Raw genomic sequence first — 12619 nt, forward strand, 5'->3', positions numbered from 1 at the left:
CCCGCTAGTTGCGCGCGCGGCCCGACCACCCCCGAAATCCCACCAGGAGCGCGAGTTGAGCACTGCCCACGCCGATCCCGAGACCGCCGTCCTCGAGCTGACCAGCGCCCAGCTGGGCATCTGGAACGCGCAGCGGCTGGAACCGGACTCGCCGTACTACCTGGTCGGCGACGTGGTGGAGGTGGACGGGCCGGAGCCGGTCGACGCGCGGCTGATCGCCGAGGCGATCCGCCGCACCACCGAGGAGGCCGAGAGCCTGCGGCTGCGTGTCCTGGACACACCCGACGGGCCGCGGCAGACGATCTCGGCCGAACCCGTGCCGCTGCCCGAAATCGTGGACCTCAGCGGGGAAGGCGATCCGGTCGCCGCGGCGCACGCGTTCGTCGAAGCCGAGCGGCACCGCGCCGCGCTGGCGTGCCGCGAGATGACCGGGCGCCCGCTGTTTTCGCACACGGTCCTCCGGCTCGGCGACCGCCGGGTGTGGTTCACCCAGCTCGGTCACCACCTGGTGTTCGACGGCTACACCGCGGCGATGCTCGCCCGCCGCACCGGCGCGCACTACACCGCGCTGGTGCAGGGGGATCCGCCTCCGCCGCCCGCCTTCGGGCGCTTCGCCGACGTGGTCGAAGCCGACCGGGCTTACCGCGAAAGCGAGCGGGCCGAACAGGACCGGCAGTACTGGCGTGACCGTTTCACGCCACTGCCGGACCTGGACGAAGCGACCACGGCGACCGGGCTGCCGGAGCGGACGGTGACCGCGCGGGCTGTGCTCCCGGCGGCCGACGTGGAGAGGTTGCGCGTGCTCGCCGAACGCGCGGGCACCACCTGGGGCGAGGCGCTGATCGCCGGTTACGCCGCGTTCCTGCACCGCGTGCTCGGCCGCACCGACGTGGTGTTCGCGATGCCGTTGATGTGCCGCACGGGTTCGGCGCTGCGGACCCCGGCCATGGCGGTGAACGTGCTGCCGCTGCGGGTCGAGGTGCGTGGCGCGGACCGTCTCGGCGAGCTGACCGCGCGGATCGCGGGCGCGCTGCGTGAGATGCGCAAGCACCAGCGCTACCGCGGGGAGAACCTGCCGCAGGACCTGGCCGTGCCGGGCGCGGGCGCGCTGCTGCACGGGCGCGGCATCAACCTCAAGGCGTTCGACCTGGCCATCGAGTTCGCCGGTGCCACCGGGGTGATGCGCAACGTCGCGGGCGGCCCGCCGGAGGACATGGGGCTGAGCGTGCTCCCGCACGGCGACGGCGGCCTGCTGCTGGGCTTCGAGGTCGACGCGCGGACCCACGACCAGGCCGGGGTGGAGCGCCAGCTGACCGCGCTGCGGACGCTGCTCACCACGCTGACCGGGCCGGACGAGCCGAGGATCGGCCAGGTCGATCTGGTCGGACCGGCCGAGCGGCAGGAACTGCTCGACGCCTGGACCACCCCCGCGGTGCCCGGTGAACCGCTGGACGTGGCCGGGATGCTGGCCGAGCTGACGACCGTCCACTCCGGACAGACCGCGCTGGTTCACGGCGACGAACGGCTGACCACGGACGATCTGGTTTCGCGTGTGCACCGGCTCGCCAGGGCGTTGCGTGCCAGGGGAGTGGGCACCGACGACGTGGTCGCGCTCGCGCTGCCGCGCTCGGTGGACCTGGTGGTGGCGTTGCTGGCGGTGCTCGACGCCGGAGCCGCCTTCCTGCCGCTGGACACCGAACACCCGCCCGAGCGCCTGCGTGAACTGATCGCCGGGTCCGGGGCCGTGCTCGTGGTGACGAAGGAGTCGTTCGACGACTCCCTCCGGCCGGACGACCCGGAACTGGCTTCGTTCTCCGGCGAACCGCTGTCCGTGCCGAGGCACCCCGACGACCTGGCCTACGTCATCTTCACCTCCGGCTCCACGGGACGGCCGAAGGGCGTGCTCTGCCGCGCGGGCGGGCTGGCGGAACTGGTGCACCGGCACCGGCACACCACCGTCGCCGACGCGGAACGGGCCGCGGGCAGGCGGCTGCGCGTCGCGCACACCTACTCGTTCGCCTTCGACTCCGCGCTGGACCAGTTGCTGTGGTTGCTGTGCGGCCACGAACTGCACCTCTACGGCACCGAGGTGACCAAGGACGCCGACGAACTGCTGGCCGCCTGCGTCCGCGACCGGATCGACGTGCTGGACACCACGCCGTCGATGGCCGCCCCGCTGGTGGATCGCGGGCTGCTGACCCGTCATCCGCTCACCCTGCTGGTGCTGGGCGGGGAGGCGACGCCGCCCGCGTTGTGGCAGCGCGTGGTCGAGTCCGGGGTCACCGCGCGCAACATGTACGGGCCCACGGAGACCACTGTGGACAGTACGAGTGCGCTGATCACCGGTACCGCGCCGACCATCGGGTTCCCGGTGCCCGGCACGCGGATCTGCCTGCTGGACAACGCTTTGCGCCCGGTTCCCGAGGGCGCGGCCGGTGAGTTGTACGTGACCGGCCCGCACCTGGCACGCGGGTACGCGGGCCAGCCGGGGCTCACCGCGGAACGGTTCGTCGCGGATCCGCTGGGTGCTCCTGGCGCCAGGATGTACCGGACGGGTGACCTCGCGCGCTGGTCTCCGGAGCGCGGGCTCGAATACCTCGGACGGCGTGACGGTCAGCTCAAGATCCGGGGCCACCGCGTGGAACTCGGCGAGGCCGAGGCCGCGCTGGGTGCGGTGCCGGGAGTGAGCGCGGCGGCCGCGGCCGTGCACACGTCCCGGCTGATCGGGTACGTCGTGCCCGCCGCCGGTGCCACGATCACCCCGGAGCGGGTGCGCGCGGCGCTCGCCGAACGCCTGCCGGACCACCTGGTGCCCGCGGTCGTCGTGGTGCTGGACGAACTCCCGGTGACGATCAACGGCAAGCTCGACCGCGCCGCCCTGCCCGCCCCACGCGTGACGAGCAGCGGCCGCGCCCCGAGCACCGAACGCGAGCGGCTGCTGTGCGAGACCATCGCCGAGGTGGTCGGCGCGGACAGCGTCGGCGTGGACGACGACTTCTTCGCCCTCGGCGGCGACAGCATCACCGCGATCAGCGTGAGCAGCCGGTTGCGGGCCCGCGGGCTGGAACTGCGGCCCAGGGACCTGCTGGCACGCCGGAGTTTCGCCGCGCTGGCCGCCGCCATTCAGGACCTCGGCGGCACCCCGGAGCAGGTGCCCGACGAGCCGACCGGCCCGGTCCCCGCGCCGCCGATCGTCCGGGCGCTGCTCACCCCGCACCCGGATCTCGCCGCGGTGGCCGGCTACGCCCAGTGGACCGCGCTGCGGCTCGACGACCACCTGGACCTGTCCCGGCTGCACGACGGCCTCCGCACGGTCCTCGACCACCACGACGCACTGCGCTTGAAGGTGGAGCCGGGTGGACAGTTGGTCGTGCGCCCTCGCGGTAGCGCGACCCCGCTCGTGGCCGAGCTCGACGGACCGGCCGAGGTCGCCGAGGTGGCCGCAGAACTGGCCGCCGCGCTCGATCCCGAGGCGGGCGAACTGGTACGCCTGGCCCTGATCCGCACCGGCGCCGGCGAGCCGGACCGGCTGGTCGTCGTGGTGCACCACCTGGTGATGGACGGCGTGTCCTGGCGGGTGCTGCTGCCCGACCTGCACGCCGCTTGCACCGGCGGCACGCTCGAACCGGTGGGCACGTCGTGGCGGCGGCACGCGCTGCTGCTCGCCGAAGAGGGCGAAACCGGGGCCCGCCGGGGCGAACTGGACCACTGGCGCCACACGTTCGACGACTTCCGCCTCGGCGCGCGCCCGCTCGACAAGGCGGTCGACACCGCCGCCACCGCCGAGCGGTCGACCACGATCGCCTCGCCGGAGGTCACCGAAGCGGTGCTGACCACGCTGCCCGCCGCCTACCGGGCGGGTGTCGACGAAGTGCTGCTCACCGCGCTCGTGCTGGCCCTGCGGTCGTGGCGCGAGACCGACTCGCTCACCGTCACCGTGGAGGGCCACGGCCGCGAGCAGGCCGGGACCGACCTCGCCCGCACGGTCGGCTGGTTCACCAGCGAGTACCCGCTGCGCCTGCCCGCCGCCGGTGACCCGGCCACCCTGCTGCGCGCGGTCAAGGAGGCCAAGCGCGCGGTGCCCGGCGGCGGCACCGGCTACGGCGTCCTGCGTCACCTCGACCCGCTCACCTGTGAGGAGTTCGGCGCGACCCCGCCGCCGGACGTGCTGCTCAACTACCTCGGCCGCTTCTCGGCGCCGTCGGGCACGGGCTGGCGCCTGCCCGAGGAGGACGCGTTCTCGGTGGTCGAACCACCGGCGAAGGCACTGGAACAGGTGCTCGCGCTCAACTGCTTCGTGCACGAAGGCGACGAACCTCGGTTGGCCGTCGAATGGACGGCCGCGAGCCGGGTGCTGCCGCGCGCGATCGTGGCCGAATTGCAGCGTGCCTGGGAATCGGCGCTGGTGACCCTGGTCGCGCACGCCGGGCGTGGCGGGCTCACCCCGTCGGACCTGCCGTACGTCCAGCTCGACCAGTCCGCCATCGACGCGCTGGAGCGCCGGGGCCCGGTCGCCGACGTGCTGCCCGCGACCTCGCTGCAGGCCGGGCTTTCGTTCCACACGCTGGTCCGCGGCGAGCAGGACACCGATGTCTACGTCGTGCAGGCGAAAACCCTGCTCGAAGGCGAACTGGACCCGGAGCGGATGCGGGCCGCCGCCGCGGAACTCCTGCGGCGTCACCCCGCGCTGCGCGTCCACCTGCACACCACCGCCGCCGGTGAGGTCGTCCAGGTGGTGCCCGCCGACGTCAGCCTGGACTGGCGGCACGAAGACCTCTCGGCGCGGGCCGACCGCGAGGACCTCCTCGCCGCGCACTGCCGGACCGAACTGGAGCGCCCGTTCGACCCGAACGAGCCACCGCTGATCCGGTTCCTGTTGTGCACCATGGGTTCCGGGGTTCACCGCCTGGTCATCACCAATCACCACGCGCTGCTCGACGGCTGGTCGATGCCGCTGGTCGGGCGCACCCTGCTGGCCACCTACGCCGAACTCGGCGGCGGCCCGGCCGCGCCCGTCGCGCCTTCGCTCGCCGAGTACCACCGCTGGCTGGCTTCGCGCGACCAGGGCGCGGCGCTGGAGACGTGGCGGGACGCACTGTCCGGAGTGGATGAAGGAACCCACCTCGCCCCGGCCGGTGCCGAGTCCACTGTGGATCGGCCGAAACGGGTGCGGATCGGGCTGGGTGAAGAGTTCAGCGAACGGCTGCGGGCGTTCGCGCGGGTCAGGGGTGTCACGCCGACCACGGTGTTCCAGACCGCCTGGGGCGTGCTGCTGGGCAAGCTCACCGGACGGCACGACGTGCTCTTCGGCTGCCCGGTCTCCGGGCGTCCCGCCGAGGTCGACGGGGTGGAGACCACCATCGGCCAGCTGGGCACCACGATCCCGGTGCGCGTTCGGTTCGAGCCGGGCGAGACCGCGGCCGGGCTGCTCGCCAGGGTGCACGAGGACAGCGTCCGGCTCGCCGAGCACCACCACGCCGGGCTGCCGGACATCCAGCGCGCGGCCGGGATCGGCGAACTGTTCGACACCATGCTGGTGATGGAGAACTTCCCGCTCTCCAGCCGGGACCGCACCACCCTGGCACCGGGGCTGGACCTGGTGGGCGTGGACATCACCGACGCGACGCACTACCCGCTGACGGTCATCGTGATCCCCGAAAACGAGATCGTGCTCGGACTCGGTTACCAGCCGCACGCCTTCGACGAGACGACCGTGCAGTCCTATGGCCGCTGGCTGCGGAACCTGCTGCACGAGATCGTCGGCGACCCGGACCGGCCGGTGGGACGGCTGCGGGCGCTCGATGCCGAGGAACACGACCGCATGCTGCGGCTCGGCGAGGGCGACGCGCCCAGGCGTGCCCGCGGCGGCTGCCTCGAGGAGTTCGGCGTGTGGGTGGACCGCACCCCGGACGCGGAAGCGGTGGTCTGCCGCGGCAAGAGCCTGTCCTACCGCGAACTGGACCGCCGGGCGAACCAGCTCGCGCACGCCCTGATCGACCGCGGGGTGCGCCCGCAGGACGCGGTCGCCGTGCTGCTCGACCGGGACGTCGAGATGGTGGTCGCGTTGTTCGGCGTGCTCAAGGCGGGCGCGGTGTACGTGCCGATGGACCCGGACTACCCGGCCGAGCGGCTGGCGTACATGCTCGGCGACATCGCCCCGGCGGCGATGGTCTCCACCGACGAGCACGCGTTCGGCGACCTGCCGGTGGTGGACCCGGCGGCGATCGGACCGTCCACTTGGGACGAAGACCCGGTGCACGCGCGCCGGGACCAGACGCCGGACTCGCTCGCCTACGTCATCTACACCTCCGGCACCACCGGCAAGCCGAAGGGCGTGGCCGTCCCGCACCGCGGCGTGCCGAGCCTGGTGGCGCTGCAGGAGGACGTCGTCGGCATCAACACCGGGATCGGGGCGCAGGAGCGGTACCTGCACTTCGCCTCGACCAGCTTCGACGTGGCGTTCTGGCAGTTCATGCTGCCGCTGCTCTCCGGTGGCACCTCGGTGATCGCGCCCGCCGAGGTGCGCGTGCCCGGCGACGAGTTGCTGGACTACATCGTCGAGCACCGCGTGACCGGGGTGAACCTGCTGCCGTCGTTCCTGGCCGCCATGCCGGACGACCGCACGGTCGACCCGGAGGTGTTCTTCGTGGTCGGCGCCGAACGCCTCGACCCGGAACTGGCACGGCGCTGGGGTGACCGGCGGGCGCTGTTCAACGCCTACGGGCCCACCGAGGTGACGATCAACTCGGTTACCTGGCACTACGACCGCGACGACCCCGGCCCGCTGCCGATCGGCCGCCCGGATCCCGAGGTGCGGGCCTACGTGCTCGACAGCGCCCTGCAGCCGGTCGGCGTCGGGGTCACCGGCGAGCTGTACCTGGCCGGTCCCAAGCTCGCACGCGGCTATGTGAACCGTCCCGGACTGACTGCGGAACGGTTCCTGGCGGATCCGTACGGTTCCCCAGAGGATTCAGCGGCGCGAAGCGCCTCCGTGGGGGGTGGTGGCCGGGCGACGGGCGGGCGTATGTATCGGACCGGGGACCTGGTGCGCTGGCGGCCGGACGGCAATCTGGTGTTCCTCGGCCGCGCCGATCACCAGGTGAAGATCCGCGGCTTCCGGATCGAACTGGGCGAGATCGAGACCGCGCTGTCCAGGCACCCGCAGATCCGTGCGTGCGCGGTGATCGTCCGCGAAGGGCGGCTCGTCGGGTACGTCATCCCCGCCGACGGTGCCCAGCCCGACCCGGCCGAGGTGCGCGAGTTCCTGGGCGCGGAACTGCCCGAGCACATGGTGCCCGCGGCGCTGGTGACCCTGGACCGCCTGCCGCTCGGCCCCAGCGGGAAACTCGACCGGGCCGCGCTGCCCGCTCCCGAAGCCAGGGCGGTCACCCCTGCGCGGGAACCGGCCACCGAGGCGGAATCGGTGCTGCTGCGCGTGTTCCGTGAGGTGCTGGGCACCGACGAGGTCAATCTGGACGACGCGTTCCTCGATGTCGGCGGCGACAGCATCGTGTCGCTGCGCGTGGTTTCGCGGGCCCGGCGCGAGGGTTTGACGCTGACCGCGCGCGATGTCTTCGAGGGCCGGACGGTCGCCGGGATCGCCGCCCGCTGTGGTGGTTCCGCCGGGAAACCCGCCGAGGCACCGGCGGTCGGTGACGCACCGCTCACGCCGATCATGCGTGACCTGCTGCGCCGGAGCCCCGGGGCCGCCGACGGGTTCTGCCAGTGGGTCGAGGTCTGCGTGCCCGCCGGTGGTGACGTGGCGAGCTGGCAGCGGATCTTCGACGCCGTGCTCGCCCGGCACGACGTGCTCCGCGCGCACCTGGTCGAGGACGCGTTGCGCATCCCCGAAGTCGGCGCGGTCACCGGAGCCGACGTGCTCGAACACGTGCGGGCGGGGGAGTCCGGCGACCTGCGTGCGCTGACCGACACGCACATCGCCGAAGCCAGGGCCCGGATGGACCTGCGGACCGGACCACTGCTGCGTGCGGTCTGGATCGACGCGGGACCCGAGCGCCTCGGCAGGCTCGCCCTGGTCGCGCACCACATCGTGGTCGACACGGTGTCGTGGCGGATCCTGCTCGACGACCTCGAGCACCTGCACCGGACCGGCGGGCCACTCGCCCGGCACGGGCAGTCGTTCCTGGGCTGGGCAAGGGAACTGCGGGACGCGGATCGTCGTGCGGAACTGCCGCACTGGCGGGAAATCATCGAAGCCCCCGTCAAGCCGCTGGCGAAAACGCCGCTGGATCCGGCGAGGGACACCGCCGCCACAGCGGTCCACCGGTTGCTCCGACTCGATCCGGAGACCACGCGGGCCGTGCTGACCACGTTGCCGTCGGCGTACCGGACGACACCGGACACGGTGCTGCTGACCGCGCTCGCCGAGGCGGTCGGTGCCTGGCGTGGAGGCGCGCCGGAGGTGGTCGTCGCGCTGGAAAGCCACGGCCGAGCCGGTACGGGAGACCTGTCGCAGACGGTCGGCTGGTTCACCGCCGTGCACCCGGCGCGGATCGCGCTGCCCGGCGGCGGCACCGCGCGGGCGCTGAAGTCGGTGAAGGAACACCTGCGGGCCGCGGGGGACGGCCTCGGCTACGGCATCCTGCGTGACGAACTGCCCGCGGCCGGCCCGGAGATCAGCTGGAACTACCTCGGCCGGTTCCCGGACCGGACCGAGGGGGTGTGGCAGGCGCCGCCCGACGCCGATCCGCTCGGTTCGGGCGGTGGCGGCGACCTGCCGCTGCCGTACGCGCTGATGATCAATGCGCTCGCCCGCGACGAAGCACTGGGCATCCGGTTCACCTGGCCGTCGGCGTTGTTCACCGAAGCCGAGATCGCGGACCTCGCCGAGCACCTGCGCCAAGCGGTGGAACGGATCGCGGGCGATCCGCGGGTGCGCGCCGGCGCCGGGCTGACCCCGTCCGACCTGCCGCTGGTCGAGCTGGACCAGTCCGCCATCGACGCGCTCGAAGCGGAGCACGCGGTGGCCGACGTGCTGCCGCTGACCCCGATGCAGCGGGTGATGCGGGACGAGGCGGCCACCTATCCCGTGCAGGCGGCGTTCTCGCTGTCCGGGCCGCTCGACGTGGACGCGCTGCGGGCCGCCGGGGCGGAACTGCTCCGGCGGCACCCGAACCTGGGCGCGGTGTTCCCGCCCGGACTGGACGTGCAGGTGCTCCCGGCCGATCCGCGGCCGGGGTTCCGCGTGCTCGATGTGTCCTCTTCGGACAGTGTGGCCTGGTTGCTGGACGCCGAGCTGGCCGAGCCGTTCGACCTGGCGGCGGGACCGCCGCTGCGGCTGACCGTGCTCCGGCACGGCCCGCAGCGCCACGAGTTCGTGCTGACCAGCCACCACGTGCTCTCCGACGGCTGGTCCGCGCCGCGCATCCTGACCGAGCTGTTCGCCCTCTACGGCGGGGCTTCGCTGCCGGAGCCCGTGCCGTTCGCCCGGTACCTCGAGTGGCGGGCGAACCGCGACGAGGCGGCGGAACTGCGGGCGTGGCGTGCCGAACTCGACGGCCTGCCCGAGGGCGACTACCTCGTGCACGGGCGGCCCGACACCCGGGGCGCCGGCGAACCCGCGTTGTTCGAAGTCGACGCCTCCGTGGTCGAGGAGCTGACGAAGGCGGGCGCGCGGCGCGGGCTCACCGCCAACACGCTGGTGCAGGGTGCCTGGGCCGCGGTGCTGGCGAACCGTTCCGGCCGCCGTGACGTCTGCTTCGGCGCGATGGTCTCCGGGCGCACCGCCGAGGTGGCGGGCGTGGAGGAGATCATCGGGCTGCTGGCCGGGACGGTGCCGGTGCGCGCCCGCTGGCAGGGCAAGGTCGCCGACGCGCTGGCCGACCTCCAGGCCCGCCAGCAGGCGATGGTCGAGCACCACCACGCCGGCCTTCCCGAACTGGCACGGCTGACCGGGCGCACGCGGTTGTTCGACAGCCTCGTGGTGTTCGAGAACTACCCGGTCGATCCGGCGAAGCTGGCCGAACCCGCGCCGGGCCTGATCGTCACCGGCACGCGGTTCCGCGAGCGGACGCACCACCCGGTCACGCTGACCGTGGTGCCCGCGGAAGGCGGCTGGACCGGCGTGCTCGGCTACCAGGCCGGGGTGTTCGAAGCGGACGAGGTCGCGGCACTGGCGGCGGAACTCGTGCGCGTGCTGCGTGCGCTGCCCGGCCGGTTCGACGCCGACGTGGCGGAGCTGTGGTGAGCACGACGGGATCCCGGCCGGAGGTCGGCGCGGCCCTGTGGCGGACCGCCTTCGTGCTGGTGCTGGGCACGTTCATGGCGACGCTGGACAGCACCATCGTCTCGGTGGGCGTCTCGACGCTGGCCGAGGAGTTCGGCGCGCCGGTCACCGGCATCCAGTGGGTCAGCACGGCCTACCTGCTCGCGGTGGTCGCCGCGGTGCCCGCGTCGGGCTGGCTGGCCGACCGGTTCGGCGGCCGCCGGACCTGGCTGCTCGCGGTGGCCGGGTTCCTGCTCGGCTCCCTGCTGTGCGCGCTGGCGTGGTCGCTGCCGAGCCTGATCGCCTTCCGCGTGCTGCAAGGGCTCGCGGGCGGCCTGCTGCCACCGACCGGGCAGGCGCTGCTCGCCCGGGCCGCCGGGCGTGAGCGCATCGGGCGGGTGATCAGCGTCGTCGGGGTGGTCCCGCTGCTGTCGCCGGTGCTCGGCCCGCTGCTCGGCGGCTCGATCCTGGGCATCGCGGACTGGCCGTGGCTGTTCTACGTCAACCTGCCGATCGGGCTGGTGGCGATCGTGCTCGCCCGGCGGTTCGTGCCCGCGGCGCCGCCCGCGGGGGAGCGGGTCCCGTTCGACTTCCGCGGTGCCGCGCTGCTCTCGCCCGGCCTGGCCGTGCTGGTGTTCGGGCTGACCGGCATCGGTCACGAGCAGGCGGTGCCGACGGTGGTGGCGGTGCTCGCGGTGGCCGCCGGGGTGCTGATGCTCGCGGGCTTCGTCCTGCACGGGCTGCGCACCAGCCGCGTCCCGCTGATCGATCCGCGCCTGTTCACCCGTCCGCCGTTCGGCGTCGCGGCGCTGGCGCTGGTGGTGCTGGGCGCTTCGGTGTTCGGCACCATGTTCCTGCTCCCGCTGTACCTGCAGACCGGTGAAGGGCTTTCGGCCTGGGAAACCGGGCTGCTGCTCGCACCGCAGGGCGCCGGCGCGCTGGCCGGATCGCTGCTGGTGAACCGGCTGGTCGACGCGGTGGCGCCACGCACGCTGGTGCTCACCGGCATCGCGCTGGTCGCCGCGGGCACCGCCGCGTTCACCCAGCTCGGCCCGGGCCTGCCGGACTTCGTGATCGCGCTTTCCCTGCTGGTGCGCGGATTCGGCGCGGCGATGATCGGCGCGCCGGTGATGACCCTGGTCTACCGCCGGATCGCCCCGGCGCACCTGCCCCGCGCGGCCGGGGCGCTCAACCTGCTCAACACCGTCGGCGGCTCGATCGGCACCGCGGCACTGGCCGTGGTGCTGCAAAACCGCCTGACCGCCCGCGGAACCGATCTCCCGGCGGCCTTCGCCGACACCTTCTGGTGGGTGCTCGCCCTGGCGCTTCTCGCCGCGGCCGGTGCCCTCCGCCTTCCCCGAAAGAAGGATGCCCAGGATGCCTGATCAGGACACCCTGCCCACGCCCGCCGAAGTCACCGGTGCCCGCCCGCTGGCGCAGGCCGTCGCCCGGCACCGCGCCACCATCGACGCCGTGCTCGCGCGGCGCGATCCCCGCCTGCTGGTGGTGGCCGGACCGTGCTCGGTGCACGATCCGGCGGCCGCGCTGGACTACGCGCGGCTGCTCGCCGACGCCGCCGAACGGCTTTCCGACGACCTGGTCATCGTCCTGCGCGCCTACCTGGAAAAACCGCGCACGGTGGCGGGCTGGACCGGGCTGCTGCCCGACCCCTCCCTGGACGGCAAGGGCGACATCGGCACCGGCATCCGCCTCGGCCGCTCGTTCCTGCTCGACGCGGCGGGCACCGGGCTGCCGCTGGCGTACGAGTTCGTCGACCCGCTTCTCGCGCACTACGTCGCCGACCTGGTCAGCTGGGCCGCGATCGGCGCTCGCACGGTCGCCAGCCAGCCGCACCGTCACCTGGCCTCGTGGCTGCCGATGCCGGTCGGGATGAAGAACTGCGTCTCCGGGCGGCTCGACACCGCCGTGCAGGCGATCCGCGCCGCCGGGCTGCCGCACACCTTCCCCGGTGTCGCGGCGGACGGGCGGCTGACCACCCTGCGCAGCGCCGGGAACCCCGCCGCCCACTTGGTGCTGCGCGGTGGCCCGGTGCCCAACTTCGACGCCGCGAGCGTGGCCGCCGCACTGTCCACTTTGCACGAAGCGGGCCTGCCGCCGCGCGTGGTGGTCGACGCCTCGCACGGCAACAGCGGCAAGGACCACCACCGCCAGCCCGCGGTCGTCGGCGACCTGGCCACCCAGATCGCCGACGGCAACAACGCGCTGGCGGGCGTGATGCTCGAGTCCTACCTCTCCGACGGCAACCAGCCCGCCACCGGCGGGCGGCTGCGGCCGGACCTCAGCGTCACCGATCCCTGCCTGAGCTGGGACCGCACCCTGCCGCTGCTGGAGACCCTGGCCACCGCCGTGCGACGGCGGCGCCAGGGCTCCTAG

3 protein-coding genes are annotated in these 12619 nt (G+C 73.4%); all 3 read left to right on the forward strand.

Going from position 1 to position 12619, the window contains the following annotated elements:
* Positions 1–55 precede the first annotated feature (55 nt).
* From L3Q67_RS30540 to L3Q67_RS30550, 3 genes are read left to right on the forward strand one after another with little or no spacing between them, the layout of a single operon-like run.
* Positions 56–10207, forward strand: coding sequence for a non-ribosomal peptide synthetase (locus L3Q67_RS30540; protein ID WP_499184884.1), 10152 nt, complete (start codon positions 56–58; stop codon positions 10205–10207).
* Positions 10204–11610 (forward strand): efflux MFS transporter permease, encoded by a 1407-nt coding sequence (locus tag L3Q67_RS30545; protein ID WP_499184885.1) that lies wholly within the window; start codon positions 10204–10206, stop codon positions 11608–11610. The genes L3Q67_RS30540 and L3Q67_RS30545 overlap by 4 nt, the downstream gene beginning before the upstream one ends.
* Positions 11603–12619, forward strand: a complete 1017-nt coding sequence (locus L3Q67_RS30550) for a 3-deoxy-7-phosphoheptulonate synthase (RefSeq protein ID WP_499184886.1) — start codon at positions 11603–11605, stop codon at positions 12617–12619. Before L3Q67_RS30545 ends, L3Q67_RS30550 begins: the two co-directional genes overlap by 8 nt.

It is taken from the genome of Saccharothrix sp. AJ9571 (genome assembly GCF_021725495.1).
GTDB lineage: Bacteria > Actinomycetota > Actinomycetes > Mycobacteriales > Pseudonocardiaceae > Amycolatopsis > Amycolatopsis magusensis.

What these genes read in the sequence shown, in the direction of transcription:
- L3Q67_RS30550 (WP_499184886.1), top strand. Translation starts at nt 11,603, where the DNA reads ATGCCTGATCAGGACACCCTGCCCACGCCCGCCGAAGTCACCGGTGCC.